Raw genomic sequence first — 26,500 nt, forward strand, 5'->3', positions numbered from 1 at the left:
CGTCTGCGTATGCCAGAAAACAGCAAAAAGATGACAAACTTAAGACAGGTTTCTCCTCCCAGAGTGGTCGTTCTGGCCTATGACGGTTTGTGTACCTTTGAGTTTGGTGTGGCCGTGGAAATCTTCGGTCTGCCGCGCCCGGAAATGGGCGAGAGCTGGTATCGGTTTGCGGTTGCAGGTGTGGATGAAGGCGAGTTACGGGCAACGGGGGGCATCCGTATTCTGGCCGATGGCGATCTGAGCCTGCTTGAGCATGCAGATTTAATCCTCGTGCCGGGCTGGCGCGGTATTGATGCCGCCGTACCGGACGCGCTTTGTGATGCCTTACGCCGGGCCAGCGCGCGCGGGTGCCAGCTGTTGTCCATCTGTTCAGGGGTCTTTGTACTTGCCGCTACCGGACTGCTTGACAGGCGCAAAGCCACCACGCACTGGCGCTACATTGAGGCGCTTAAAACCCGTTATCCGGCCATCGACGTGGTTGAAGATGTCCTGTATCAGGACGAAGGCGATATTCTGACCTCTGCGGGCAGCGCTGCGGGAATCGATTTGTGCCTGCACGTGGTGCGTCGGGATTACGGAATGGAAGCGGCAAACCGCGTGGCGCGGCGTCTGGTCATTCCGCCGCATCGGGACGGTTCGCAAACCCAACAGTTGAGCCGTCCAGTTGCCCAGCTGCGGGAAAGCCAGCGTCTGGGCCAGTTGTTTGATTTCCTGCACCAGCATCTGGCTCTGGCGCACACCGTGGACTCCCTGGCGCGTCGGGTTGGCATGAGTCAGCGCACCTTTCTGCGGCGCTTTCAGGACGCCACCGGGACCACGCCCACGCGCTGGCTGTTGAATGAACGCCTGCTGCGCGCCAAAGATTACCTTGAAAACAGTAAATTAAGCATCGACAGCATCGCTGAACAGACCGGGTTTGGCCAGGCCGCTACCCTGAGGCACCATTTCCGGCAGCATTACGCCCTTTCCCCGGCACGGTACCGTAAACAGTTCGCCCGCACGGGCTGAATACGGGCAAAAAAAAACCGCCATTAGCTGGCGGTAAATGCTTGCATGGATAGATTTGTATTTTGGTATCTACTTTCCCGACATTCCATGCCGGGGTGCGGATCCCGTACAACCTAACACCATCAGACTCAACGAAGGGTAAACAGACCGCTTATCCTGCCTGGGTGTTTATTTGCAGGTAACGCATCAGTCCCTGTTCCGCGCTCTGTTTAGCGTCATCATTAATCGCTTCAAGATAAAAAGAGCGTGATACGCCATAGGGCGCCTTTTCGGAAGGATATACGGCAAACTGGAATGACTTCCCTTTTGCCTGATTGGTGCAATCTAATTCCCAGCGCTGCTCGCTCTTTTGGCTGCTAATACACGCCACACGACCGTAATCGCTGGTTAAATAGGAGCCCACACGGGATTCGGCCGACTGGATATATTCCGGGGCGCCAGTACGGGTATAGCCTATCCCTGCAACTGCACCAACAGAAACCACCACGAGCGCAATAGGTAATATTTTTTTCATTTAATCAGACTCATTCCTTAGCCAGAGGAATACCATTATATAGGATTATTCTACTTTTTGGTGAGTCGGAGACATATCAAATTTGGCAGGGGTAATGTAATTCAGTTTAATCCTAAAATAGAGACGAATCTGCCCTTTCTTTTTTCAGGATGTTACCACTTCACTATTTATACACATTTATTGCGGGTATAGAGTACGGATTATGACAATTCCTTTTCGTTAATTTGAACTTCCGAATAATAATCCAAAGAAATTACCTGCATGATAGCCGTGAATTGTCATTCTGTGGTGAACGAATGTTTAGAAAAGAGTTATCACTCATTATGCTGGTCTGTGCACTGTTTTCCGGGCAGCTGATGGCCGGGCACAAAGGACATGAATTTCTGTATGTGAAGAGTGTGGAGCATCAGCTTCGGCATGAAGCCGACAGCGATGAGCTGCGTACCGCAGCGGAGGAGTCAGCGGAGGGTTTGCGCGAACACCACCAGTGGCAGAAATCGCGCAAACCAGATACCCATTTTCGCTAGTTAGCTGCCTTTACGCTTAGGCAGGGTCTTCATCAGTTCATCGGGGCTGACTGACGCCACGACGCTGCCGGGCTGCGGCATCTTAAAGATGTGATTTTTCATTTTACCGATGACGTGCATTTCACACGGGCGGCAGTCGAACTTAAGGGTCAATACCTCGTCGCCGTTCACCAGCTGCATTGGCGTTGCTTTCCAGCTCTTGATATTTCCCTTCGCCTGTTTCGGACACAGGTTAAACGCAAAGCGCAGACAATGTTTGGTGATCATCACCGGCACATCGCCCTTCTCTTCATGCGCTTCATAGGCCGCGTCGATCAGCTGCACGCCGTGGCGGTGATAAAATTCACGCGCTTTGTGGTTGTAGACGTTCGCCAGGAAGGACAAGTGCGTATCCGGATAAACCGGCGCGGGCACCGCTTCGGCTTTACGGCTACCGCGCGGGTAGTTCGCCAGACGTGCTTCATCCAGCATGTCGGCCGTTTCACGGCGGAACTGGTTGAGCAGACTGTTGGGGACAAACAGCGCGTCCGGGAGATTCACGTCGATGTGACGGGCGTAATAAATCGTCTGCCCCAGTTTCGCCACCCCGTCCTTCAGGCTATTCAGCGCTTTTTCCGCGTTGTTTGCCACCTCGAACAGGCCATCGAGCGTATGCGTCACGCTGATGCCGTCTTCGCAGGTCATGGTCAGGATCAGCTGTTCTTCCCAGCCGCCGAGCTCAATATCTACCGCAATGCGACGCTCGCTGGAGGTTTTCAGCAGCGCCTGCTGCCAGTTATGATCAAGGTTACGGTTCAGTGCCGCGTTCGGGCGCGCTTTGTAGAGATCCGCTGGCATCTCGTTTGGCCAGACGCGATAGCGATTTTCGCCGGTTTTTTCTACGGTATTGGCGCGGAAGCCCACGACTTCACGCTTGATCATCACGTTCAGGCCGTCACCGTTCGCCAGCGGCTCCGTCACTTCTACGTCCAGATGATCTTTCGCCACTTTCAGCACCTCGCCAACCGGTAAACCGATAAACTTCGGTGAGTCGAACGCGCCGATATCCCCTTTACGGGCATTAACAAAGTAGTCGGTGCTACCGCGATGGAAGGTTTTATCCGTCGACGGAACAAAGAAATGCTCTGTACGGCCGGCGGAAGCCCGCGCCAGGTCGCCGCGATCGTCGATGATGGCGTCAAGCATCTGGCGATAGTGCGCGGTGATATTCTTCACGTAGCTCATGTCTTTATAGCGCCCTTCAATCTTGAAGGAGCGCACGCCTGCGTCAATCAGCGCGCCAAGGTTAGCGGTCTGATCGTTATCCTTCATGGACAGCAGGTGTTTTTCGAAGGCCACCACGCGCCCCTGATCGTCTTTCAGGGTGTACGGCAAACGGCAGGCCTGCGAGCAATCGCCGCGGTTGGCGCTGCGGCCGGTCTGCGCGTGAGAAATATTGCACTGGCCGGAATAAGCGACGCACAGCGCACCGTGAATAAAGAACTCGATGGTCGCGTCCGTGGCCTGGTGAATATCGCGGATTTGGTTCAGGTTCAGCTCGCGCGCCAGCACGATCTGCGAGAACCCGACGTCAGAGAGGAATTTGGCTTTTTCTACCGTGCGGATGTCGCACTGGGTGCTCGCATGCAGTTCAATCGGTGGAATATCCAGCTCAAGAACGCCCATGTCCTGAACAATCAGGGCATCCACGCCGGTCTGGTAGAGATCGGTAATCAGACGCTGCGCAGGCTCCAGTTCATCATCATGAAGGATCGTGTTCAGGGTCACGAACACTTTCGCCCCAAAACGGTGGGCGAACGGCACCAGCTCGGCAATATCGCTCAGGCTGTTGCTGGCGTTATGGCGGGCACCGAAGCCAGGGCCACCAATATAGACGGCATCGGCACCGTGAAGGATCGCTTCACGGGCAATGGCGGCGTCACGGGCCGGGCTTAAAAGTTCAAGATGATGGGATTGCAGGCGCATACTTCGTCGTTATCCGTTATGGTCAAAATGGCGGCTATTGTAGTCAGAAGTATGCGTCAGCGAAACAGTTTTGCGTAGCCTCAGCGGGGATAATGAATAAGGGAGTGAAAATGCACCGTCCGGGCGCTGCTGTTGCGGTAGGCGTGCGGTTTATCCCCCGCAAAACGCACCCCGGCGTCAGCATGGATCGTGCGCCACTCGCCGTCGATGTTCATCTCCAGTTCGCCGCTAATCACCACCACATGTTCAATGACGCCTGCTTCATGCGGTGTGGATTCGCTCAGCGCGCCGGGCGCGAGGGTAATCGAAAAATGGTCAAACCTCAGCGTTTCATCCCACGGGAATAACGGTTTCACAACCATCGCCTGCTGCTGGGGATCAAACACGGCCTGCCCGTCCGCCTCTGGTGCGATGAAGGCAGAAAAGGGTACGTTCAGCCCGGTGGCGATTTTCCACAGCGTCGACACCGTCGGGCTGGATTCATTGCGCTCAATTTGGCCCAGCATGGCCTTTGACACGCCCGTCTCTTCTGCCAGCTTCGACAGGCTCCAGCCGCGCGCCTGGCGCTCGGTTTTCAGGGTATGAGCAAGATGTTGTGTAATTTCCATGGTCCCTCCAGATACTCACACAGCATACCACTTGTGCGCTATAACGCACAGTGTTACCTTATGCCGGACGCTATAACGCACAACGGAGTTTTTTTATGCGCCCTTCAACTCATCTCTTTCCTGCCGTCCTTGCCGGGTTTGTTGCCGTACTGGTGGGGTATGCCAGCTCGGCAGCCATCATCTGGCAGGCCGCAGCGGCGGCGGGCGCAAATGCGCACCAGATTGCGGGCTGGATGACCGCGCTGGGCATTGGGATGGGTCTCAGCACCCTTGCGTTATCGTGGTGGTACAAAGCCCCGGTACTCACCGCCTGGTCAACGCCCGGCGCGGCGCTGTTAGCCACCAGCCTCAACGACGTGACGCTTGCCGAAACCATCGGCATTTTTATCTTTGCCAACGCGCTCATTTTACTGTGCGGCGTGACCGGCCTATTTGCCCGCCTGATGAAGCTCATCCCGCATTCCCTTGCTGCCGCGATGCTGGCAGGCGTGCTGCTGCGGTTTGGCCTGCAGACGTTCAGCAATCTCGACGGGCATTTTCTGTTGTGCGGGAGCATGCTTGCGGCCTGGCTGATGGCCAAAGCCTTTGCGCCCCGGTACGCCATTGTCGCCACACTGCTGGTGGGTAGCGCAGTCGCATGGGCGGGAGGTGACGTTGTCACAAGTGATATCGCCCTTTCTGTCGCTATGCCGCAATTTATCGCACCGGCGTTTACCTTCACCAGCCTGCTAAGCATCGGCGTGCCCTTCTTCCTGGTCACCATGGCCTCGCAAAACGCGCCGGGGTTCGCCACGATGAAAGCATCGGGCTATCCGCTGGCGGTCTCACCGCTGATTATCGTGACGGGCGGGCTGGCGCTGCTGTTATCTCCCTTCGGCGTGTTCTCCATCTGTATCGCCGCCATTACCGCCGCCATTTGCCAGAGCCCTGATGCCCATCCGGATGCGGGTAAACGCTGGCTTGCCGCCGCGGCTGCGGGCGCGTTTTATCTCCTGGCGGGCATTTTTGGCGGATCGATCGCCGGATTAATGGCCGCATTACCGCTCAGCTGGATCCAGACGCTTGCCGGTCTGGCGCTGCTCGGCACCATCAGCGGGAGTTTGTATCAGGCATTGAATCACGAGGCGGAACGCGACGCGGCGATCGTCACCTTTCTGATGACCGCCAGCGGGGCAACAATTCTGGGGATTGGCTCTGCTTTCTGGGGGCTGGTGCTGGGTGGCCTCTGTTACGCCGTGTTTTCACGCCGTCGCCGCGCGTAGCTGTGACGGGGTTATCCCCATGATGCTGCGAAAACGGTTGCTGAAGTGGCTGGCGGAGTTAAACCCGCAGGCGAGTGCGATATCCGTAAGCGGTGTGTTGGTATGCTGCACCAGCGCTTTGGCTCTCTCCATACGGCGTTGCATAACGTACTGATGCGGAGCCAGCCCCATCGACTGACGAAACATTCTGGCAAAGTGATACTCGCTCAGCGCAGCCTGATCGGCCAGATCGGCCAGCGTCAGCGGCTGGGAGAGATGCTCTTCGATAAACGCCAGCACGTTTCGCAGCACAAACGGCGACAGCCCGCCGGTGACGACCGGCAGCTTCCACTGCACGCTGGCGTAATTCTGGAGCAGATGCGTCAGTAAAAGCGTAGAGGCGGTGCTGAGGGCGAGCTGATTCGCTTTTTGCTGCCAGTCGCAGCCAAGCAAAAACTGGCGATAAAGCGCGGTGATTTTCGGATCGCTGCCGAAGATTTTCTCATCAAGCGTCAGCGACAGCGGGCGTTTATCCCAGATTTTTTCGCCAACATCGCGCAAATGTTCATCGGTACAGTACAGATGAACAAATGACAGGTCATCGCGGATATCCCACGTCGATTCGCTCTCTTTCGGCATCAGGCAGAAACGGTCCGGACCGCCGCCATTCTTCCAGCCGCCCGGCGTTTTTTGGTAGCTTTCGTAACCATCGGCCACGTACAGGCTGAGGGTATGGTGATTGCTTTTTACGGTGATCGTATCGTGCTTGTTGTACCACGCCGCCAGTTGAATACCGGAATTAAGCGCGACCGTTTCCCGGAGCACTGCATTCTGTTGGCGTAGCGTTTCAAAGGTATCGTAAGCGTGAGACATAGCCGTGAACGGATGGTTGATCAGACCCTCAGTCTAAGAAGTGTTGTCACGCGATGCCAGCCTTCGCGCAACAAAAAAGCGCAAGAATTTGCAAGTCCAGCGCAAGAGGATGAAAGCAGCCCAGCGCCAGACGGGTCAGACTGTGCTTTTCGCGGTATGAGAAGAGAGAAACAATGAACGCATTGCTCTATGGACTGGTGGTCGTGATATGGGGAACGACCTGGATTGCAATTTTTCTGCAGCAGGGACCGGTCGCGGCCCCGGTGTCGATTTTCTGGCGCTTTGCCGTGGCCACCGCCACGATAATGATCGTCTTACTTGCCCTTCGCCGTTTGCGTAAGATGGCCCTGCGGGATCACCTCTTTTGCCTGCTGCAGGGATGCTGCGTTTTCTGCTTCAACTTCTGGTGCTTTTACGCCGCCGCCGCGCACATCAATACCGGCCTGGAGTCGGTGATTTTCTCCATGGCGGTGCTGTATAACGCCATTAACAGCTTTATTTTCTTCGGACAGCGCCCGCCCGCTCGTTTCTGGACGGCCGCCGCGCTGGGCCTGGTCGGGATCATCACCCTCTTCTGGGACGACCTGCTGGCAAGCGGCTGGAGCGCCTCTTTACTGACGGGCATTGGCCTGTCGGCGCTGGGCACCTACGGATTCTCACTGGGTAATATGATCAGCATGCGCCACCAGCGTAACGGTCTGGAGACCATGACCACAAACGCCTGGGCGATGCTCTACGGTACTCTGGTGATGGGCGGTATTGCGCTCGTCAGAGGGGACAATTTTATGCCGGAGTGGACGGTAAGCTACATTGGTGCGCTGCTCTATCTGGCCCTGTTTGGCTCGGTGATTGCCTTTGGCGCCTACTTTACGCTGGTCGGACGCATCGGTCCGGGTAAAGCCGCCTACAGCACCCTGTTATTCCCGCTGGTTGCGCTCTCTATTTCGACGATTTATGAAGGATACGTGTGGCACGTAAATGGGATTGTTGGGCTACTGCTGATTTTGGGCGGGAATATGGTGATGTTTACGAAGCCAGAAACCTGGTACAGACGACTGAGAACGGCATAAAAAAAGGCCTGCATCGCTGCAGGCCCTGATTCATTATTTCGCTGTTTTATGCACATCAAACATGGTGGCATCTGTCGCCATGTCATCCACAACTTGCTTCAGCGTTGCGAAGCCCATTGGCGTATTTTCGTTTGCCAACTCTTTCCCTTCGCCTTTACGCACTACTTTCATGACGGTTTTGTTCGTTGCCGCATCAATCAATTCACCTTCGAAGAACAGGTGCGTATCCATGGTGCGGTGACCGGTTGCCATCTGCGTACCCGCTACGACCAGCGCGACAGGCACCACTTCATAGAACTGCAGGCCTTCTTTTTGCGAACTCACGCCGGTGATAGCCCCGCGGAAGATCAGGCTGTGTTTGCCCGGCGTCGACACAACAGGTTTACGCTGACCAATTGCCGTTTTCATTTTGGTATTGGTATAGGCCAGAAGCTCATCAAGCGTTTTTTGACCAATCTGAGTCGTCGGTTTTGGCGCCGGATAATAGGTTATCGGCGTCCAGAGAATGCTGTCGTAATTGGCTTCGTTATACGAAGGATCAACCCAACGCAGCGTTGGTTTCCCCGTCGCGGACGTCGTTTGCTGCAAGCCTGAATAATCTTTTAAAAAGCCTGAATATTGTTCGGGAGCGGCAACTTTCGATGCACAGCCCGCCAACGCCAACAGACCAGAAAGCACTGCAACTTTAAAAAAAGTGTGAGTACGCATGATGGTATTCCATGTTATCTGCAAGTATGCACTTGAAGTTATAGCAAAAGATGGGGGGATTTGTTGTGGCAAAAAATGATGCAGGCAGCACAAATTGCGAAAAGACTGCCCGAACGCGATCCGGGCAGGACAACATTACGGCTTAATATCCACCTGCCAGAACAGATGCTTACCAAACGGGTCTATTTCGTAGCCAGTGACTTCCTTACGCACCGGTTCAAATATAGTGGAATGCGCAATCATGACGGCTGGCATCTGGTCATGCATTATCTGCTGCGCCTCTTTGTACAAGGCAATGCGTTTATTCTGATCGGTTATCGATTTTGCTTCGGCAATAATCTTATCAAAGGGTTTGTAGCACCATTTGGCCGAATTCGACCCGCCGTTGGCGGACGTACAGGTAAAGAGCGGGCCAAAGAAGTTATCCGGGTCGCCCGTGGCTGTTGTCCAGCCCATCAGCGCAGCCTGATGTTCGCCCCCTTTCACACGCTTGAGGTATTCCCCCCACTCATAGGTGACAATTTTGGCCTGCACGCCAACCTTCGCCCAGTCGGCCTGAATCATCTCCGCCATGCGTTTCGCATTCGGATTGTAGGGACGCTGCACCGGCATCGCCCACAAGTCGATGCTGACACCGTTAGCAAAACCGGCCTCTTTCAGCAGCGCTTTCGCCTTTTCGGGATCGTAATCGTAATCCTTAAGCTCGCTGTCTGCGCTCCAGACGCCCGGCGGCAGCAGGTTTTTCGCCGCAGTGCCCGTACCGTGGAATACCGCGTCAATAATGGCGGGTTTATTGATCGCCATCGCCAGAGCCTGACGGACTTTCACATTATCCAGCGGCGGCTTTTGCGTATTGAATGCCAGAAAACCGGTATTCAGCCCCGCCTTGCTCATCAACGTGATGTCTTTGTTCGCCTTCATGCGCGGCAGATCGGCCGGGTTCGGGAACGGCATCACCTGACACTCATTTTTTTCGATTTTTGCAAAACGCACGGACGCATCCGGCGTGATGGTGAACACCAGTCGGTCCAGCTTCGATTTACCCTGCCAGTATTCCGGGAACGCCGTGAATAAAATGCGGGAGTCTTTCTGATACTGCGCCAGCCTGAACGGCCCGGTCCCGACAGGATCCATGTCGACCTTCTCCGGCGTACCGGCTTTGAGCATCGCATCGGCATATTCCGCCGAAAGAATCGAGGCAAAATACCACGCCAGATCGGCCACAAACGGCGCTTCCGGGTGAGCCAGCGTAAAGCGCACGGTATGGTCATCCACCTTGTCTATTGCGGTAATCAGGCTGCCAAACTCCAGGCTTTCGAAGTTGGAATAGCTGCCGTTGGAGACGTTATGGTACGGATGATTGACATCCTTCTGGCGCATAAACGAGAAAATCACGTCGTCGGCGTTAAAATCCCGCGTCGGCTTGAACGCTTTATTGCTCTGGAATTTCACCCCTTTTCGCAGATGGAAGGTGTAGACCTTACCGTCCTCGCTTACCTCCCAGCGCTCGGCCAGGCTCGGCACCAGCTCCGTTGTGCCCGGCTTAAAATCGACCAGTCGGTTATAGACCGGCACGGCGCTGGCATCCACGCTGGTTCCCGAGGTATATAGCTGAGGATTAAAATTTTCCGGCGATCCTTCGGAACAATACACCAGCGTTTTCGCCGCCACGGTGGAACTGACCGTCAGCGCAGCAAACGCGAGCGTTAACATTGTGAGTTTGCTTTTCATCATTTATTCCTGTCTTTTTAATTCGACGGCTAATTAATTCTTTTGCCATTCCATAAATAACATTAAAGTGATGTGGCAAACACCTGAAAAATAAATACAGAAGGAATCACTATGGGCTCAGAACTCTCCAGACAATTAACCCAGCGCTTTTTCCGCTATCTTGCCATCACCAGCCAGAGCGACCCCAAAGTGAAAACCCTTCCCTCCACGCCAGGGCAGCATGACATGGCGCGGGAGCTGGCGCAGGAGCTGGCACAGCTGGGGTTAGACGATATTGTGATTGATGAATTCGCCACGGTAACGGCGGTAAAAAAAGGCAACGTGCCCGGCGCACCGCGCATCGGCTTTATTACGCATATTGATACCGTAGACGTGGGCTTATCACCGGATATTCATCCGCAAATATTGACCTTTCATGGTGAAGATCTCTGCCTGAATAAAGAGAAAGACATTTGGCTGCGGGTAAAAGAGCACCCGGAAATTCTGGCGTATCCTGGTGAAGAGATTATTTTCAGCGACGGAACCAGCGTATTAGGCGCAGATAATAAATCGGCGGTGACGGTGGTGATGACGGTGCTGGAAAACCTGACGGCGGAACATCAGCATGGGGATATCGTCGTGGCGTTTGTGCCTGATGAAGAGATCGGCCTGAACGGTGCCAAGGCGCTGGATCTGAAACGCTTCGACGTCGATTTCGCCTGGACCATCGACTGCTGCGAGCTGGGGGAAATTGTCTACGAAAACTTTAATGCGGCAGCCGCTGAGATCCGCTTTACCGGCGTAACGGCGCACCCGATGTCCGCCAAAGGCGTGCTGGTGAACCCTCTGCTGATGGCGACTGACTACATCAACCATTTTGACCGCCAGCAAACGCCGGAGTGCACCGAAGGGCGTGAAGGCTATATCTGGTTTAACGGCATTCAGGCCGGTCAGAACGAGGCCATTCTTAAAGCCAATATCCGGGACTTCGACAAGGACAACTTTGCCGCCCGCAAGCAGCAGATTGCCGACGTAGCCGCACTGATTGCCGCCCAACATCCAACGGCCAGGGTGGACTATCGCATTGAAGACACCTACAGCAATATCAGTAATGCGATTGGCGAAGACAGGCGCGCCATCGATCTGATGTTTGAGGCGATGGAATCACTGGGCATCACGCCGAAACCGACGCCGATGCGCGGCGGTACCGACGGCGCAGCGCTCTCGGCTAAAGGGCTGCTCACCCCGAACTTCTTCACCGGCGCGCATAACTTCCATTCGAAGTTTGAATTCCTGCCGCTGTCGTCGTTCGAGGCATCGTATAAAACTGCCCTGCAGATCTGCCTGCTGGCCGCCCGTTAAGCGGGCTTGCGCGCCAGCATAGTGGCAAAGCGCAGCTTGATGCGGTTGCCGTTTTCATCGGTGCGGTGCAGTTCGCCCACCTCTTCGTTGTATTTGAGCAACTCCCAGCCTTCATAGTAGTTGCTCAGCTCACCGGCTTTAAACGCAAACGGGAAGCCAACGGTGCACGGGTAGTCTGCCGTATCCATGGCGGCAACGATCAGGTTGTAGCCGCCCGGCTTCGTGCAGCGCTGCATATTGGCGATAAGACCAGGGATGGTGTTCGCTTCCAGGAACATCAGCACTACGGTGGAGAGGATAAAATCATACTCACCGTCAAAGCTCAGGTTATTAAGATCTTTGATCGCAGTCTGCAGCGCCGTAATCCCTTCTGCCGCTTTGATGCGCTCGATATTCTCGATGCTCATCGGGTTCTTGTCCCACGCGGTCACGTCAAAGCCGTTGGCGGCCAGGTAAAGGCTGTTGCGGCCATTGCCGCAGCCCAGATCCAGCGTTTTACCCGGTTTAACGATCTCCGCGCTGTACAGCACCTCAGAGTGGGTACGGGTTAAACCATATTTCTCTGTGAAGTAATTTTCATCGACAGCCATTATTTTTCCTCAGATTGCATAAGCAGTGCTTTATCAGTGCGCACCAGAAGTTTGCCCTGTATCAGCAGGATAAATGTACGAACCAATAGCATCCCAATAATGAGATTGGTAAAGATAAACAGCGGCACGGCAATGGCGTGGAAGAATCCAGACGAACTGCCGTGCCCAAGATGCAGCCCCGTAGTAGCCAGAGCCGACACGCCAAACGAAAAACTCCAGAAGGAGGCGTTAAACGACTGAGACAAATACCACGGCAGCAGGCGCAGCATAAACAGCAGCTGCAACAGGCCGTAGCCGAACAGCATTTTGGCGAAGGTGTCGGCTTCCCCACCGTTGACGCTAAACCAGGCGCTACACGCCACCAACGCAGGCGCCAGCTGAATGCCTAAAGAGGTACGCTGCGCGGAGGGAAGCTCTCCGGCGCTGCGAAGACGCTGGAGGATCACCGGCTCCAGACTGAGCCAGGAAAAGACGCCTGCGCCGAGGAAGACAAGCCCTGCGTCGTTGAATCCCAGCGCTCCGCACGCCATTGCGCTGATAAAATTATTCGCCACCGTTGGCAGATATAATCCCGGCGTGGTGGCCTCCTGCGGGTGCGTCCCCCGCCATAGCCCGGCGCTTTGCCAGGCAGCATAGGCAAGCTGCACCACCACGCCCACACCGAACAGCACCAGCGATACCGGGCGGAACCAGGGTACAAAGCCAATGGCAACCAGCATGGTAGTGGCCGGAAAAAGGCTGACGAAGCTGCTCATCACCGGGTGGCGCATCTCTGCCAGCACGCTGCACGGGAAACGGATCGCTCTGGTGACAAATGCCGCCGTCAGTAAAAACCAGCATGTAACCGCGAGAGCGACCAGAATCTCACCCGGCCAGCGCGTCACCGGCCACAGGGTGCTGGCGTATCGCCAGGCGAAGCCCATGCCAATGATGCCAAGCACCATGCCAAAATACCCCGCGGGAAGGTTAAGCACCTGTTGGGATTTGTTAAAGTTATTCATTAATTTGATTTTTTAAAATGTATTTTAAATGCCATTTTAAGAGGTTTCCGCTACGGATGCCAGCACAACGGAAAGCCGAAAGTTTGCTACGTTTAGTGGAGACGCTCACCAGGGATAACATGATGAACAAATACCGCCTTAGCGACGAGACCCGCCTCTGGCAGTGGAAAAACGGCGAGACAACCCACTCAGCCACGCTGCGGCAGATTATCGCCACGGCGGATTTTAACGACGTAACGACCGGCACGAAAGGCGGCTGGATTGACGACGAGAGTGCCCTCGCGCAGGACGGTGACTGCTGGATCTACGACGAGAACAGCGTGGTATTTGCGGGCGCGACAATATCGGATAACGCCCGTCTTACCCAGCCTTGTGTCGTGAGCCACCGTGCCCGCGTCGGCGGTAACAGCTGGCTGGACAATGCACAGGTGAGCCATGAGGCAAAAATAAGTGACAACGTCACCATTCAGCAATCCACCGTGCGCGGCGAATGCCATATTTATGGTGATGCCCGTGTGATCCACAACAGCATGGTGATTGCCGCGAAAGGCTTAACGCCCGACCAGGAACAGATCCTCAAAATTTATGACCGGGCCACGGTGAGCGAATCGCGCATTGTGCACCAGGCGCAAATCTACGGCGACGCGCTGGTCAGCTATGCCTTTATCGAGCATCGAGCCGAAGTCTTCGACAGGGCCATCCTGGAAGGTAACGATCTCAACAACGTCTGGGTCTGTGACTGCGCCAAAGTGTACGGCAACGCGCGTCTTATTGCGGGCTTTGATGACGACGCTATCCCCACCGTGCGCTACAGCTCGCAGGTTGCAGAAAACGCCGTTATCGAAGGTAACTGCGTCATCAAGCATCACGTGCTGATCGGTGGAGAGGCGTGGCTGCGCGGTGGGCCGATTCTGATTGACGATAAAGTCGTTATTCAGGGGCGCGCGCGCATCAGTGGCGACGTGTTTATCGAACATCGGGTGGAGATTACCGACGATGCGGTGATTGAAGCCTTTATGGGCGAGAACATTCACCTGCGTGGGGAAAAGGCGATCAACGGCGATACGCGCATTACCCGCACGCCGCTGCTTGGCGCGCTATAGCGGGAACAGTCTCGCGTAGGTATTTACATCATCATAACGGCCGTTCAGGTATTCGGCCTCACGCAGGCACCCTTCGAGCATAAACCCGTTGCGCAGCGCAACAGCGTTGCTGCTGTGGTTATCCACCCGGCACTTAATCACAAAGCGGCGAACGGTCCCGAGTTCAACATAACGGCGCATAAACGCCTGCAGCGATCGGGAGAGGATGCCCTTTCCCTGATGCGCTTCATCCAGCCAGTAGCCGATATAGCCCGTTTTGTTCGCGGGTTCAATGGCGTTGAACGACAGCACACCTGCCAGCGCATCGTCATGAAAAATTAAAAACATTTTGGCGTAGCCGCGCTGGTGCAGCATCTGGTTACTCTGCACGTTGCGGCGGGTATCCTCTTCGCTGCCCACGTGCTGCGCCCAGTCAAAGGCGGTTTGCAGGAAGATTTTGTTTTTGATGACGAGGTTGTGCAGGTCGGTGGTGTAACGCTCTTCGACGGATCGCAGTTCGATTTGCTGTGAAACGGGGATGATTTCTGAAGACATGGTGCCTCTCAATTGCCGGGTGGCGCTAACGCTTACCCGGCCTACAAATGCGTCCAGAGTAGGCCGGGTAAGGCAAAGCCGCCACCCGGCACAACCCCACAAACGTTAACGCATTATCCGGTCGTCAACGTAGTTACGCTTATCCGGCGCCGGCGGGAAATACTGATACAGCCAGGTTTCACTGATGGCATCGCCCTGACAGCGCAGGAACAGGCGCATATCCACCGGCTCGGTTGAATCCGAGGTTGGATACCAGTCAAACAAAATACGATACCCGTCAAACGGCTCAACGTAGAGGATCTCAACCTGCTTCGCTTCACCGCTGGAGAGCGTGATCACCGGCTCGATACCTTTTGGCGCAGCGGCCTTCAGGTCACCACCGACGAAATCAATGGCAAAGCGACGCGCCCATACTTTCGGGTAATTTTCGCCCGGTGCCCAGCCTTCCGGGAAGCCCCCCATACCGGTACGGGTGGCGAAGACGTTCGCCAGCGGAGAACGCACCGGCGGCTGCGCGCTCCAGTAAAGGCGGTATTTGAAGTCCAGCTCGTCCCCCGCTTCCACCGGCTTCTCCGGCTGCCAGAAGCAGACCACGTTATCCAGCGTTTCGCCCGTCGTTGGGATCTCCATCAGCCCTACCGCGCCTTTCCCCCAGTTGTTTCGCGGCTCCACCCACAGGCTTGGACGTTTGTTATACCAGCCCATCACGTCCTGATAGTGAGAGAAATCGCGGTCAAGCTGCAGCAGGCCAAAGCCCTTCGGGTTCTTATCCATGTAGGCATTGAACTGCAGCTTCTGCGGGTTGTTCAGCGGACGACAGATCCACTCCCCGTTGCCGCGCCACATCGCCAGGCGGTCGGAATCGTGGATTTGCGGGTGAATGGTGTCGCACATGCGGCGTTCGTTATTACCGCAGCTGAACATGCTGGTCATCGGCGCGATGCCCAACTGCTTGATGTCTTTACGTGCATAGAGATGGTTTTCCACCTCCATAATCACCTGGCTCTTCTCGCAGTGGATCACGAACTTATAGGCACCGGTGATACTTGGGCTATCCAGCAGCGTGTAGACGGTAAAAGTGGTATCGCCCGGCTTAACGGTTTCAAACCAGAAGGAGGTGAAATCCGGGAACTCTTCCGGCGTGTCGGTGAAGGTATCCACCGCCAGACCGCGCGCGGAAAGGCCGTACTGATAGGTATCATCCACCGCGCGGAAGTAGCTCGCACCGAGGAACGAGACGATGTCGCGACGCGCCAGCTCGGGGGCTTTAAAGGCGCGGAAGCCCGCAAAACCGAGATCGCTCTGGCCTTCAAGCTGTTTCGTATCAACACCCGTGTCGCCGTAGCTGAACAGTTCAGGGCGGAAGTGGATTTCACGCGCCTGAGAGGTTGTTTGATCCAGCGAGAACATACGCACGCGGCGGCGGAAACCCATCCCCATATGGAAGAACTGCACGTCCAGCTGACGGCCTTCGATGTTATTCCACAGAGACTGTTTTTCGTCGTAGCGGATGGCGTTATACGCCTGCGGCGTCATGGTTGCCAGCGTCTCCGGCAGCGGACGCGGCGCGCCACCCCACGGGGTTTTCGCCAGGTCATGCGCCATGGATTGCAGGACGGAGAAGTCAAAACGACGGCTCTGGCCGTCTGCAATGTCAGAGTCAGCCGCGTAGGCCGCTTTGGAAAACAGGGAAGCAAGGCCAGATGTGCCGCTCAGGGCAGCCATTGCAAGCGAACCTTTTAGAAAACGTCTGCGATTCATGCCTGGAAAAACGTCCTTATGGTCGTGTGAATGTGTTTCGCGCGCGGCGAAATGACGGCAAGAAAGAACGCACAGCCTAAACAAAAATGGTTAAGAATCCAATTGTTGGCCGGTGATTATATGAACAAAGTGAGAAATATTTTCTGTCGACCAGAACGGCCCGAAAGTGGTGTAAAGAAAGCCTGGAAAATGTGTAGAAAAATGCCCCGTCAGGACATCGGCTGACGGGGCTAACGAGGCGGTTATTTTACGCTGACATCGATACCCGGGAAGTACTTATCAGCGAGTTTAGCGATCGTGCCGTCGGCACGTACTTTATCAATCGCGGCATCAAGCTGCTTTTTGGTGGCCTCGTCACCTTTGCGCAACCCAAAACCGATCCCACTGCCGAGGATGGTGTCGTCAGACACCGGTTTGCCGATAAAGCCAAACCCTTTACCCTGCGGCTTGCTGAGGAAACCTGCCTGCCCGGCCGCGGACATGACCAGCGAGGCGTCGATACGGCCATTCAGCAGATCGCCCCACGCCATATTCTGATCTTTATAAGACACCACGGTGACACCGTGCTTTTCCCAGTGCTCTTTCGCATAGGTTTCCTGAATGGACCCCTGCAGCACGCCAATGGTTTTCCCCTTCAGCCCTTCAGCCGTCGTGTCTACCGCCGTACCGGCTTTGCCGACCAGCTGCGACGGAATGCGGTAAATCGGCTGGGTAAAATCAATGCTTTTGCGGCGCTGCTCGGTGATGTTCATCGCCGAGTTAATGGCATCGAATTTTTTCGCCACCAGGCCCGGGATCAACGCATCGAACGAGGTTTCAACCCAGCTGCACTTCAGCGCTGCCGCTTTGCAGATAGCGTTGCCCAGCTCAACGTCGAACCCTTCCAGTTCGCCAGACGCATTGCGGCTTTCAAACGGCGGATATTCCGCCTCAAGGCCGTAACGTAACTCGGTGGCAGCGAAGGAAGAAAACGTACACAGCAATCCCATGCCGACTATTAACGCGCGTAATTTCATCTCACACTCCTCAGCGTGGTTTAACCCGACACAGGGCCTGGGCACCTGCCCGTAACGTCGCCTCATCTTTGGCAAAAGAGAGACGAATCAATTTATTATCCGTGCCGTCCGCGTAAAACGCCGACAGCGGAATGGTGGCCACGCCACACTCAACGATCAGCCGTTTGACCATCTCGCTGTCCCGCTCGTCGCTGAAATGGCTGTAATCCGCCAGCAGGAAGAACGATCCGGCACTTGGCAGCAGTCGGAACGGTGATTCCGCCAGCAAACTTTGCAGCAGGTCGCGCTTGCGTTGATAGAATGCAGAGAGCGACAGCCAGGTTTGCGGATCGACCATGTGTTCAGCAAACGCGTGCTGCATTGGCGTATCGGCAGAAAACATTAAAAATTGATGGACTTTACAAATCTCGTCCATCAGCACCGCCGGGGCAACACAGTAACCCACTCGCCAGCCGGTGACGTGATAGGTTTTTCCGAACGATGAGATAATCACGCTGCGCTCCGCCAGCTGCGGATGCGTCGCCATGCCATGGTGCGGCTCGCCGTCAAAAACGACGTGCTCGTACACTTCGTCAGACAAAATAATGATGTCGGTATTACGGGTCACCGCCACCAGCTGTTGCAGATCGTTCGCTGAGAAGACCTGACCACTCGGATTATGCGGCGTGTTGATGATGATCATACGCGTGCGCGGCGTAATCGCGGCGCGAACTTCGTCCCAGTTAACGGCAAAATCCGGAACGGTCAGCTTAATGGCAACGGGTGTCGCCCCCTGCAACCGGACTATCGGCGCGTAGCTGTCAAATGACGGTTCGAAGTAAATCACCTCATCGCCAGGATGGACCAGCCCGCTGATGGCCGAGTAGAGCCCTTCACTGGCACTGGCAGTTACGAGCACTTCACTGCCGGGGTCATACCGGGTGCCGTAAAGCGTGGCAATCTTTTCCGCAATGCGTTCTTTCAGGGAGGTCAGGCCCGTCATTGCCGCGTACTGGTTATGCCCCGCCTCCATGGCGCGGGTGACACCGGCGATAAGCTTTGGGTCGCAGGAAAAATTGGGCGCGCCCTGAGAAAGGTTGATGGCGTTATGCTGTGCAGAAAGCTGCCCGATAACGGTAAAAATCGTGGTCCCCACGTCAGGCAATTTTGAACGGGTTTGCACCGGTGTCTGTAAAGTCATCCTCTATCCCTTCTCATTGTTGTTGCATAACTATTCAAACAATAACTCTGCTGTCGGGACAATCGAATTGTTGTCATAATAGCCATGAGAAAAACGCATAGCTGAGGTGTAGTATGTCGCGCCGTTCATTCCCGCTTAATGCCATCGACGCCTTTTTGATCACCGCGCGTCATCTGAACCTTACCCATGCGGCGCAGGAGCTTTGCCTGACGCAGGGTGCCGTGAGCCGCAAAATTGCCTCACTCGAAGCGTGGTTTGGCTTTCCCCTGTTCGAACGCCATGCGCGCGGGCTGCGGCTCTCTCCCCAGGGCAGCGCCCTGCTTCCGGAAATGCAATCGGCCTTTACGCAGTTACTGAACGTTGCGGATCGGGCGCGGGCGCACCAGACCGTCATTCGCCTGAAAGCGCCGACCTGCGCCATGCGCTGGCTCATTCCCCGGCTGCTGGACGTGGAGCGCGAACAGCCGGATCTGCAAATTGCGTTGACCACCACGACCGATCACAACGTCAATTTCAAAACCGAATCTTACGATGCCGCCATTGTTTTCGGTACCCACATGAGCGCGGGCGATTTGCTGTTTGAAGAAGCGCTGACGCCGGTGCTTAGCCCACTCCGGGCAGGCGCAGCGCTGGGCGCCTTGACTTTTCTTCATCCGACAAGAGATAAAACCGACTGGTCATTGTGGCTGGCGAAACAGGAAAGCCCGGCGTTTGTTATGCACAAAAATCAACACTTCGACACCATGGATCTCGCCATTACTGCTGCCATTCAGGGACTCGGCGTCGCCATTGCTGACGAAACGCTGGTGGCGGAAGATGTTCGCGCAGGAAGGCTGTTGCGGCCTTATGAGACAAGCATAAAAACCGGCGCGAGCTACCGGCTGGTACTGCGCGAAACGCCAGGCGAAGAAAACGGTCTGGCGGCGTTTCGCGCCTGTTTGCTTAATCGAGGCTGACGTGGTGCTTCATCACTCGTTTGAAGAGACTCATGCGGGCGCGCATAAAGCGGTTTTCAAGCCTGAAACCTGCATGTTTATTCACTCCAATACGCATCAATACGTCGCGCCCTTTGCGACAGGCGGGCCAGTGCACCGGTCCGGATAAGCTGTCCTGCGCCCCGGCCTCACGCGCGAAGCTCACCCAGTAATCCGCGACCTGGGCAGCAAACTGCAGATCGCGTTCGTTCACGTACTGACGAGAAGGCTCCACCTGACCCAAGGTATCGAACACGTAAGGCACTTCATTGCCGTGCCAGGCACCGTTGATATAGGTGCCATGTTCCGCTTCCGCGACATAATCAAACCAGTAGCGCCAGCACAGTCCGCCCACACGCTGCTGAGCCTGCATCGCCACATAGCCCATCGTGGTAAAGGCCATATCACGGCACACCTGTCTGCCCAGCTCTTCATCCCCCTTCACGCCCGGATAGAGCAGCTTAATCAGCCCCAGGCCAAAGCGTCGTTCCTGGCGAAGCTTCTGAATTTGCCCGGCAAGATCCACGCCAAACACCGCCATCACGCTGGCTTCATCGCTGTTTGAACCCATCATTAGCGGAACAGGATGCTGTCGCGCGGCAAAGAACACATCCAGCATCGCTTCCGGCAGGACGCAATCCCCAACGACGGGCGCAGGCGCAACGTTCAGCGGTGACGTGAGCGGCCAGAAGGCCTCAGGCGGCAGCGCGCGCAGCTGCCCGGCGGTGGCGTTCTCTAGCCCAAAATGCGTTGCTATCGCTTCCCCTTTTTGCAGGGCTTTCTCGCGCGGCGTATCCGGTAAGGTGTACCCGCTTTGCACGATCGCTTTATGGAACAATCCTTCCGCCAGCGGCGATGCCATCAGCGACAACACGCTGCGCGCGCCCGCAGATTCACCAAACAGCGTCACGCAGTTCGGATCCCCGCCAAATGCGGCAATGTTATCCCGCACCCACTCCAGCGCGGCGATCTGGTCAAGTAACGCAAAGTTATGCACCACGCGGCTTTCTTCGCCTTCCAGCGCCGGATGCGCGAAAAAGCCGAGATGACCCAGACGGTAGTTGATCGTCACAACCACCACGCCGCGCGATGCCAGCGCTTTACCGTTGTAGGGCGGCAGGCTACCCGCGCCAATCGTGAACCCGCCGCCGTGCAGCCAGACCATGACCGGAAGCAGCCCGGCCCGATCGACGGGAGACCAGACGTTAAGATAGAGACAATCTTCCGAGAACTGGCCGGGATCGCCGCCGCCCAGCTCTTTGCAGTACTCAATGCTTTGCCAGCTTGAGGGCGAAAACGTCGTTGCCTGCCGTTCGCCCTCCCAGCTTTCCGGCGGACGCGGAGAGCGCCAGCGCCAGTCGCCCACGGGCGGGGCAGCGTAGGGGATCCCACACCACGCATGAATATTGTTGTCTGTAAAACCAGTCAGTGCGCCCTGGCGCGTTTCAACCACAGGGGCGGAGGGATTTTGCATAACCACCTTCTTTTTCCATCACACCCCTGCAGAGTAACGATTTCAGAGCAAACCGCAACGCTGTTTGCTGCGCGCTTCCGCCTCCTGATAGAGCGTGAATTCGTCATATACCGTACAGCCCAGCGCCGCTTCAAAGGCCTCGCGGCTGGCATTTCCCTGACTGCGCGCCTGCGTTTCATTTCCGAGGTTGGACTGGAAAATACCCGCCGCGCTAACCGGCAGAAAATCTTCATACGTTATGGGTTGAGCAACCACCCAGCCGCGTTCGATCAGCGGCTGCGGATCGTCTCCCGGTCGAAACGCGTGGCGATGCGCTTCACCCGCTGGCGTCAGGCGATAGCGGAAATAGGCCAGCTCCTGACGGCGCAGGAACATTTCACTGTCCGGAAATGCGCTAAACACCTCGCGCAGATGCAGCTGGTGCGTAAGGTTATCTTTACCGGTACCGGCCTGGCTTAACAGACTGTCGTACAGCTCGCGACCTTTCGGCGTCAGCGCAACGCCACGCTGTTCAATTTCACCGAAGCGTGCGGTATGCGTTCCCTTATGTTCCCCGGCGAAAAGAACCGGTTCTTCCAGCGCCTTAAAGCTGGTCTGACGCAGCAGGATCGGCACCTCACGGCGCGGCGGCCCTTCAATCAGGATTTTGGGCTCAATGCCGTACTTCGGCATCAGCTCCTGCACCCGGTCGATATCCAGCGTGCGTGGGGTCAGATGGTTAATGTGGCAACCGGGGAAGCACACCACGTCGGCAATCAGCTTATGTTCTTTGCTCAGCGCCAGATAGGTTTCCTGGTCGACCGTTGCGTGGCTATGCCAGCGGAATGTTTCCAGCGCTTCCTGAACAAACTCGCGCGCCTGCGTTTCAGTGAATGCGCCTACTGACTCATGCAGCGCGATCAGTTCCAGGCAACGCGGCGTGAAAATGTTCCGCTGGGCGAGGATCCCGGCGGCACGTTCGCGCAGCTCGACATTTTCAATCAGCTCCAGGCGCAGCAGCGAGGTAAAAATACGAAACGGATTACGACACAGCGCCGCATCGTCCACCGGGCGGAATGCCGTGGAATGGACAGGCACCGCCGCCTGAGAGAGATCGTAATAGCTGACCGGATACATTCCCATAATGGCGAACATGCGGCGCAAGGTGGACAGTTCCCGCGCGGTGCCGACGCGAATTGCGCCGTGACGTTCGACATTCAGGCGCGCGAGTTCATCCGCGTTCGCCAGCTGTTCATGTAAGAGTGGATTATTTTCAAGAACCGCCAGGTTAACGTCCGCCACCAGTTCCAGCAAGGTGCCGTACTGCGGAACTTCCTGCTGGTACATCGCCGACATAGCCTGCGAAAAGTGTTCCCGAATATCATCAGCCGTGATGGTGTTCGCCATGATGTCATGCCTCCAGTGAATATTACCTGGAGTGTAGAGAAGCCCGTTCCTTCCGGCGGGAAGAATTTACGAATTGTGATCCAGGCAGACGAGTGGTCAAAGCCTGTGCATGACCAAAAACAGGTTGTAACTCAAATAGATCAAATGTTAAAAATATTTTGCTATCAAGTTATCAAAATCAAACAACTTAACTTGTCACCCGCATCGCTCTGTTTTTAACATCGCCTATGGAAAAAAATGGTCTGTTCAGTCAGCGCATACGCTTGCGCCATTTGCATACATTTGTGGCCGTCGCTCAACAGGGAACGCTGGGGCGAGCGGCTGAAACCCTTAACCTGAGTCAACCTGCACTTTCAAAAACCCTGAACGAGCTGGAACAGCTTACCGGAACGCGGCTCTTCGATCGCGGTCGTCTGGGCGCACAGCTCACGCTCGTGGGTGAGCAATTTCTGACGCACGCGGTAAAAGTGCTGGATGCCCTCAACACCGCAGGCCAGGCGTTGAACCGGAAAGAGGAACCTGCCAGCGATATCGTGCGCGTGGGCGCGCTTCCTACCGCGGCGCTGGGCATTTTGCCCGCGGTGATTGGTCAGTTTCACAAGCTGCAAAAGCACGCCACGATTCAGGTCGCCACCATGAATAACACGATGCTGCTTGCCGGGCTGAAAGCGGGCGAGCTGGATCTGGGTATTGGCAGAATGTCCGATCCGGAACTGATGAGCGGCCTCAATTACGAACTCTTGTTCCTGGAATCACTCAAGCTGGTTGTCCGTCCCGATCACCCGCTTTTGCAGGATACCGTGACCCTGAGCCGCGTCATGGAGTGGCCGGTTGTTGTGTCACCAAAAGGTACGGTTCCGCGTCAGAGTGCCGAAACGCTACTCGAAATGCAGGGGTGCACGCTCCCGTCGGGCTGCATTGAAACCCTGTCAGCCTCTCTTTCGCGCCAGCTTACCGTGGACTATGACTACGTCTGGTTCGTCCCCTCAGGTGCTGTCAAAGACGATTTACGTCGTGGCACCCTGACCGCACTCCCGGTGACCTCGCCGGGAGCCGGGGAACCTATTGGGATCCTGACCCGTGTTGATGCCCCTCTCTCCTCAGGCGCACAAGCGCTGTTAAGCGCGATCCGCAAGTCCATGCCAGCCTGATGTCCCTGCCCTGACCCGCCGTAAAGGCGGGTTTACCTTCTCCTGGGCAAATAATGCGAAATCATTCATTAACAATTGCGTAAAACAATTTAACAGTTTTATCATAGCCGCGAATTCACCAAATGGTTCGCACACGAATTTATACGAGTGAATTTCACGCTATTCAAACGGTAAAAACATCATAACGCCCGTCCTGCATGACCCAATTGGTACAGATGCGCACAGCACACCAGACGGGCGGGCGTATTTAAGGAGATAGACATGGCATTTGGCAGCGCGCCACGCGGGTTACCTCGTATCCTGCAGTGGCTCCTTGTCGGACTGATGATGCTCATCGGTCTGGCAGTCGGCGGGCTGGGCTTGAAGCTCGCAACGGTGGGCGGAAGCCTGTACTTCCTGATCATGGGTGCGGTGATGGTAATTGCTGCCATCCTGATATTCACCAACCGCACCAGCGGCATGGTGCTGTATGGTATCGCGTTTATCGCCTCGTTATTCTGGGCGGTAAGCGATGCAGGCTGGGATTTTTGGCCGCTCTTTTCCCGCCTATTCACCTTCGCCGTGCTGGCGTTCCTGTGCGCGATTGTGTGGCCCTTCCTGCGCGCCGCGAATACCCGTGAGCCAGTTAACAAAGCGCCCGCTTTTGGCATTGCCGCCGTGCTGGCCGTGGTCATGCTGGTCAGCCTGGGCTGGATGTTTAAGCCGCAGACGCTGGTTGCCGCGAATGAATCGGTGCCGGTAAAACCTGTCGCCGAAGGCGAGCAGCAGAAAAACTGGGCGCACTGGGGGAACACGACCCACGGTGACCGTTTCGCCGCGCTGGACCAGATTAATAAGCAAAACGTCAGCGATCTGAAGGTCGCCTGGGTTGCGCACACCGGGGATATCCCGCAGAGCAACGGCTCGGGCGCGGAAGATCAGAACACCCCGTTACAGATTGGCGACACGCTGTATGTCTGTACGCCGTACAGCAAAGTGCTGGCGCTGGACGTCGATTCCGGTAAAGAAAAATGGCGTTACGATGCCAAAGCGACGGCCCCTAACTGGCAGCGCTGCCGCGGTCTGGGCTATTTTGAAGATCGCTCAAGCGTGACGGCCTCACAGACGGAAACACAGCCTGCGGCATGCCCTCGCCGCCTGTTCCTGCCGACTACCGATGCCCGCCTGATTGCCATCAACGCGGATAATGGCAAGGTCTGCGAAGACTTCGGCGACCACGGCACCGTGGATCTGAGCGTCGGCATGGGCGAAATTAAGCCCGGGTATTATCAGCAGACCTCCACGCCGCTGGTGGCCGGGAATGTCGTTGTCGTCGGCGGTCGCGTCGCGGATAACTTCTCCACCGGCGAACCGCCGGGCGTAGTGCGCGCCTACGACGTTCACACCGGCAAGCTGGCCTGGGCGTGGGATCCGGGAAATCCGAACCTCACCGGCCTGCCGCCGGAAGGCCAGACCTACACGCGCGGCACGCCGAACGTCTGGTCAGCCATGTCTTACGATGCAAAACTCAATCTGATTTATCTGCCAACCGGCAACGCCACTCCGGACTTCTGGGCGGGTGAACGTACCGCGCTGGACGACAAATACAGCTCCTCCATCGTGGCCGTCGATGCAACGACCGGTCAGGTGCGCTGGCATTTCCAGACCACCCACCACGATCTGTGGGACTTTGACCTGCCTTCCCAGCCGCTGCTGTACGATCTCCCTGACGGTAAAGGTGGCACCACGCCGGTACTGGTGCAGACCAGCAAGCAGGGCATGATCTTCATGCTTAACCGCGAAACCGGTAAGCCGGTGGCGAAGGTAGAAGAACGTCCTGTTCCGGCGGGTAACGTTGAGGGGGAACGCTACTCTCCAACCCAGCCGTATTCCGTGGGCATGCCGATGATTGGCAACCAGACGCTGACTGAATCCGACATGTGGGGGGCGACGCCTGTTGACCTGCTGCTGTGCCGTATTCAGTTTAAAGAGATGCGTCATCAGGGCGTCTTCACCCCGCCGGGTCTGGACCGTTCCCTGCAGTTCCCGGGCTCCCTCGGCGGGATGAACTGGGGCAGCGTGTCGGTTGACCCGAACAACGGCCTGATGTTCGTCAACGATATGCGTCTGGGTCTGGCGAACTATATGGTTCCTCGCGCGAATGTTGCGAAAAATGCCAGCGGCATTGAGATGGGGATTGTACCGATGGACGGCACGCCGTTCGGCGCGATGCGCGAACGCTTCCTGTCACCGCTGGGTATTCCGTGCCAGAAACCGCCGTTTGGCACCATGTCAGCGGTCGATCTGAAATCCGGCAAGCTGGTGTGGCAGGTTCCTGTCGGCACCGTGGAAGATACCGGTCCGCTGGGCATTCGTATGCATATGCCAATCCCAATCGGCATGCCAACCCTTGGCGCATCGCTCTCCACGCAGTCTGGCCTGCTGTTCTTCGCCGGTACTCAGGATTTCTACCTGCGCGCGTTTGATACCGCCACCGGGAAAGAGATCTGGAAAGACCGTCTGCCGGTAGGCAGCCAGTCCGGGCCGATGACCTACGTTTCACCGAAAACGGGTAAGCAGTACATCATCATTAATGCAGGCGGAGCACGTCAGTCGCCGGATCGCGGTGATTACGTTATCGCCTATGCGTTACCCGATAAGAAGTAACACATGAAAAAGGGACCGAAAGGTCCCTTTTTTTGCCCGGTGGCGCTGCGCTTACGCGGGCCTACTGACACGTTTTTTGTAGGTCGGGTAAGCGCAGC

At 56.1% G+C, this 26,500-nt stretch carries 23 protein-coding genes; 9 read left to right on the top strand and 14 right to left on the bottom strand.

Features of this window, described 5'->3' with window-relative positions; genetic code table 11:
* Positions 1–9 precede the first annotated feature (9 nt).
* Positions 10–1,008, top strand: coding sequence for a transcriptional regulator FtrA (gene ftrA / locus AC2T6E_RS02365; RefSeq protein ID WP_214594010.1), 999 nt, complete (start codon positions 10–12; stop codon positions 1,006–1,008).
* A 151-nt stretch (positions 1,009–1,159) separates the two neighbouring features.
* Here the strand turns inward: ftrA and AC2T6E_RS02370 are convergent, their stop codons facing one another.
* Positions 1,160–1,522 carry a hypothetical protein gene (locus AC2T6E_RS02370; RefSeq protein WP_010431056.1) on the bottom strand — a complete coding sequence of 121 codons (363 nt, stop codon included), beginning with the start codon at positions 1,520–1,522 and terminating at the stop codon, positions 1,160–1,162.
* A gap of 296 nt (positions 1,523–1,818) precedes the next feature.
* Between AC2T6E_RS02370 and AC2T6E_RS02375 the strand changes: the two genes are divergently transcribed.
* The gene (locus tag AC2T6E_RS02375) at positions 1,819–2,049 is read left to right on the top strand and encodes a DUF2554 family protein (RefSeq protein ID WP_108417495.1); all 231 of its coding nucleotides are present in this window, start codon (positions 1,819–1,821) and stop codon (positions 2,047–2,049) included.
* Here AC2T6E_RS02375 and AC2T6E_RS02380 read toward each other — a convergent pair whose 3' ends face one another.
* Both AC2T6E_RS02380 and AC2T6E_RS02385 read right to left on the bottom strand, forming a co-directional pair.
* Positions 2,050–4,014 carry a peptidase U32 family protein gene (locus tag AC2T6E_RS02380; RefSeq protein ID WP_486690416.1) on the bottom strand — a complete coding sequence of 655 codons (1,965 nt, stop codon included), beginning with the start codon at positions 4,012–4,014 and terminating at the stop codon, positions 2,050–2,052. It abuts the gene before it with no gap.
* Positions 4,015–4,094: 80 nt separating this feature from the next.
* Positions 4,095–4,622: a helix-turn-helix domain-containing protein gene (locus AC2T6E_RS02385; protein ID WP_100166686.1), complete on the bottom strand. Its 528-nt coding sequence runs from the start codon at positions 4,620–4,622 to the stop codon at positions 4,095–4,097.
* Between the two features lie 95 nt (positions 4,623–4,717).
* Here AC2T6E_RS02385 and AC2T6E_RS02390 point away from each other — a divergent pair, with 95 nt between their 5' ends.
* On the top strand, positions 4,718–5,884 hold the full coding sequence (locus AC2T6E_RS02390) for a benzoate/H(+) symporter BenE family transporter (RefSeq protein ID WP_486690418.1): 1,167 nt from the start codon (positions 4,718–4,720) through the stop codon (positions 5,882–5,884).
* Here AC2T6E_RS02390 and AC2T6E_RS02395 read toward each other — a convergent pair.
* A complete protein-coding gene (locus AC2T6E_RS02395; RefSeq protein ID WP_010431040.1) occupies positions 5,864–6,736 on the bottom strand; it encodes an AraC family transcriptional regulator in 873 nt (290 codons plus the stop codon). The two genes, AC2T6E_RS02390 and AC2T6E_RS02395, sit on opposite strands and share 21 nt — an antisense overlap.
* A 173-nt stretch (positions 6,737–6,909) precedes the next feature.
* On the opposite strand from AC2T6E_RS02395, the gene AC2T6E_RS02400 reads away from it, so the two are divergent.
* A complete protein-coding gene (locus tag AC2T6E_RS02400) occupies positions 6,910–7,806 on the top strand; it encodes a DMT family transporter (protein ID WP_108417499.1) in 897 nt (298 codons plus the stop codon).
* 33 nt (positions 7,807–7,839) lie between these two features.
* On the opposite strand, the gene AC2T6E_RS02405 is transcribed toward AC2T6E_RS02400, so the two are convergent.
* Both AC2T6E_RS02405 and AC2T6E_RS02410 read right to left on the bottom strand, forming a co-directional pair.
* On the bottom strand, positions 7,840–8,514 hold the full coding sequence (locus AC2T6E_RS02405) for a DUF3313 domain-containing protein (RefSeq protein WP_010431033.1): 675 nt from the start codon (positions 8,512–8,514) through the stop codon (positions 7,840–7,842).
* A 135-nt stretch (positions 8,515–8,649) separates the two neighbouring features.
* The gene (locus AC2T6E_RS02410; RefSeq protein WP_108417500.1) at positions 8,650–10,245 is read right to left on the bottom strand and encodes an ABC transporter substrate-binding protein; all 1,596 of its coding nucleotides are present in this window, start codon (positions 10,243–10,245) and stop codon (positions 8,650–8,652) included.
* A 111-nt stretch (positions 10,246–10,356) separates the two neighbouring features.
* Here AC2T6E_RS02410 and pepT point away from each other — a divergent pair, with 111 nt between their 5' ends.
* Entirely contained in the window at positions 10,357–11,586 is a 1,230-nt protein-coding gene (pepT, locus tag AC2T6E_RS02415) for a peptidase T (protein ID WP_211445679.1), read from the top strand.
* Here pepT and tehB read toward each other — a convergent pair.
* Positions 11,583–12,176, bottom strand: coding sequence for a tellurite resistance methyltransferase TehB (gene tehB, locus AC2T6E_RS02420; RefSeq protein ID WP_211445680.1), 594 nt, complete (start codon positions 12,174–12,176; stop codon positions 11,583–11,585). The genes pepT and tehB overlap by 4 nt on opposite strands.
* Complete coding sequence (gene tehA, locus AC2T6E_RS02425) at positions 12,176–13,177, bottom strand: dicarboxylate transporter/tellurite-resistance protein TehA (protein ID WP_486690422.1); 1,002 nt, start codon at positions 13,175–13,177, stop codon at positions 12,176–12,178. Before tehA ends, tehB begins: the two co-directional genes overlap by 1 nt.
* Positions 13,178–13,299: 122 nt before the next feature.
* Here tehA and ydcK point away from each other — a divergent pair, with 122 nt between their 5' ends.
* Complete coding sequence (ydcK, locus tag AC2T6E_RS02430) at positions 13,300–14,280, top strand: YdcK family protein (RefSeq protein ID WP_486691182.1); 981 nt, start codon at positions 13,300–13,302, stop codon at positions 14,278–14,280.
* Here ydcK and rimL read toward each other — a convergent pair.
* The 4 genes from rimL to AC2T6E_RS02450 all read right to left on the bottom strand — a co-directional run bounded on the left by rimL (position 14,275) and on the right by AC2T6E_RS02450 (position 18,771).
* The gene (gene rimL / locus AC2T6E_RS02435; protein WP_108417504.1) at positions 14,275–14,814 is read right to left on the bottom strand and encodes a 50S ribosomal protein L7/L12-serine acetyltransferase; all 540 of its coding nucleotides are present in this window, start codon (positions 14,812–14,814) and stop codon (positions 14,275–14,277) included. The two genes, ydcK and rimL, sit on opposite strands and share 6 nt — an antisense overlap.
* 105 nt (positions 14,815–14,919) lie before the next feature.
* Positions 14,920–16,575, bottom strand: coding sequence for a glucan biosynthesis protein D (locus AC2T6E_RS02440; protein WP_108417505.1), 1,656 nt, complete (start codon positions 16,573–16,575; stop codon positions 14,920–14,922).
* 242 nt (positions 16,576–16,817) lie between these two features.
* A complete protein-coding gene (locus AC2T6E_RS02445) occupies positions 16,818–17,591 on the bottom strand; it encodes a transporter substrate-binding domain-containing protein (protein WP_010431012.1) in 774 nt (257 codons plus the stop codon).
* Between the two features lie 10 nt (positions 17,592–17,601).
* Positions 17,602–18,771 carry a pyridoxal phosphate-dependent aminotransferase gene (locus AC2T6E_RS02450; protein ID WP_010431010.1) on the bottom strand — a complete coding sequence of 390 codons (1,170 nt, stop codon included), beginning with the start codon at positions 18,769–18,771 and terminating at the stop codon, positions 17,602–17,604.
* Between the two features lie 113 nt (positions 18,772–18,884).
* Here AC2T6E_RS02450 and AC2T6E_RS02455 point away from each other — a divergent pair, with 113 nt between their 5' ends.
* On the top strand, positions 18,885–19,727 hold the full coding sequence (locus AC2T6E_RS02455) for a LysR family transcriptional regulator (RefSeq protein ID WP_108417506.1): 843 nt from the start codon (positions 18,885–18,887) through the stop codon (positions 19,725–19,727).
* Here the strand turns inward: AC2T6E_RS02455 and AC2T6E_RS02460 are convergent.
* On the bottom strand, positions 19,714–21,219 hold the full coding sequence (locus AC2T6E_RS02460; RefSeq protein WP_486690426.1) for a carboxylesterase/lipase family protein: 1,506 nt from the start codon (positions 21,217–21,219) through the stop codon (positions 19,714–19,716). The two genes, AC2T6E_RS02455 and AC2T6E_RS02460, sit on opposite strands and share 14 nt — an antisense overlap.
* 42 nt (positions 21,220–21,261) lie before the next feature.
* Positions 21,262–22,605, bottom strand: coding sequence for a 2-oxoadipate dioxygenase/decarboxylase HglS (gene hglS / locus AC2T6E_RS02465; RefSeq protein ID WP_212473915.1), 1,344 nt, complete (start codon positions 22,603–22,605; stop codon positions 21,262–21,264).
* 227 nt (positions 22,606–22,832) lie between these two features.
* On the opposite strand from hglS, the gene AC2T6E_RS02470 reads away from it, so the two are divergent.
* Together AC2T6E_RS02470 and AC2T6E_RS02475 are read left to right on the top strand one after the other, a co-directional pair.
* Positions 22,833–23,756 (top strand): LysR substrate-binding domain-containing protein, encoded by a 924-nt coding sequence (locus tag AC2T6E_RS02470; protein WP_100166697.1) that lies wholly within the window; start codon positions 22,833–22,835, stop codon positions 23,754–23,756.
* A 261-nt stretch (positions 23,757–24,017) separates the two neighbouring features.
* Entirely contained in the window at positions 24,018–26,402 is a 2,385-nt protein-coding gene (locus AC2T6E_RS02475) for a glucose/quinate/shikimate family membrane-bound PQQ-dependent dehydrogenase (protein ID WP_486690429.1), read from the top strand.
* The last annotated feature ends 98 nt before the right edge of the window (positions 26,403–26,500 follow it).

The sequence above is a fragment of the Enterobacter sp. B79-1 genome (assembly GCF_057444735.1).

Coding starts and splice junctions, on each gene's coding strand:
- hglS (WP_212473915.1), bottom strand. CDS start 22,605: ATGGCGAACACCATCACGGCTGATGATATTCGGGAACACTTTTCGCAG.
- AC2T6E_RS02470 (WP_100166697.1), top strand. CDS start 22,833: ATGGAAAAAAATGGTCTGTTCAGTCAGCGCATACGCTTGCGCCATTTG.
- pepT (WP_211445679.1), top strand. CDS start 10,357: ATGGGCTCAGAACTCTCCAGACAATTAACCCAGCGCTTTTTCCGCTAT.
- AC2T6E_RS02375 (WP_108417495.1), top strand. CDS start 1,819: ATGTTTAGAAAAGAGTTATCACTCATTATGCTGGTCTGTGCACTGTTT.
- AC2T6E_RS02445 (WP_010431012.1), bottom strand. CDS start 17,591: ATGAAATTACGCGCGTTAATAGTCGGCATGGGATTGCTGTGTACGTTT.
- tehB (WP_211445680.1), bottom strand. CDS start 12,176: ATGGCTGTCGATGAAAATTACTTCACAGAGAAATATGGTTTAACCCGT.
- AC2T6E_RS02455 (WP_108417506.1), top strand. CDS start 18,885: ATGTCGCGCCGTTCATTCCCGCTTAATGCCATCGACGCCTTTTTGATC.
- AC2T6E_RS02440 (WP_108417505.1), bottom strand. CDS start 16,575: ATGAATCGCAGACGTTTTCTAAAAGGTTCGCTTGCAATGGCTGCCCTG.
- AC2T6E_RS02475 (WP_486690429.1), top strand. CDS start 24,018: ATGGCATTTGGCAGCGCGCCACGCGGGTTACCTCGTATCCTGCAGTGG.
- ydcK (WP_486691182.1), top strand. CDS start 13,300: ATGAACAAATACCGCCTTAGCGACGAGACCCGCCTCTGGCAGTGGAAA.
- AC2T6E_RS02400 (WP_108417499.1), top strand. CDS start 6,910: ATGAACGCATTGCTCTATGGACTGGTGGTCGTGATATGGGGAACGACC.
- ftrA (WP_214594010.1), top strand. CDS start 10: ATGCCAGAAAACAGCAAAAAGATGACAAACTTAAGACAGGTTTCTCCT.
- AC2T6E_RS02405 (WP_010431033.1), bottom strand. CDS start 8,514: ATGCGTACTCACACTTTTTTTAAAGTTGCAGTGCTTTCTGGTCTGTTG.
- AC2T6E_RS02450 (WP_010431010.1), bottom strand. CDS start 18,771: ATGACTTTACAGACACCGGTGCAAACCCGTTCAAAATTGCCTGACGTG.
- AC2T6E_RS02370 (WP_010431056.1), bottom strand. CDS start 1,522: ATGAAAAAAATATTACCTATTGCGCTCGTGGTGGTTTCTGTTGGTGCA.
- rimL (WP_108417504.1), bottom strand. CDS start 14,814: ATGTCTTCAGAAATCATCCCCGTTTCACAGCAAATCGAACTGCGATCC.
- AC2T6E_RS02395 (WP_010431040.1), bottom strand. CDS start 6,736: ATGTCTCACGCTTACGATACCTTTGAAACGCTACGCCAACAGAATGCA.
- AC2T6E_RS02385 (WP_100166686.1), bottom strand. CDS start 4,622: ATGGAAATTACACAACATCTTGCTCATACCCTGAAAACCGAGCGCCAG.
- AC2T6E_RS02380 (WP_486690416.1), bottom strand. CDS start 4,014: ATGCGCCTGCAATCCCATCATCTTGAACTTTTAAGCCCGGCCCGTGAC.
- AC2T6E_RS02460 (WP_486690426.1), bottom strand. CDS start 21,219: ATGCAAAATCCCTCCGCCCCTGTGGTTGAAACGCGCCAGGGCGCACTG.
- tehA (WP_486690422.1), bottom strand. CDS start 13,177: ATGAATAACTTTAACAAATCCCAACAGGTGCTTAACCTTCCCGCGGGG.
- AC2T6E_RS02410 (WP_108417500.1), bottom strand. CDS start 10,245: ATGAAAAGCAAACTCACAATGTTAACGCTCGCGTTTGCTGCGCTGACG.
- AC2T6E_RS02390 (WP_486690418.1), top strand. CDS start 4,718: ATGCGCCCTTCAACTCATCTCTTTCCTGCCGTCCTTGCCGGGTTTGTT.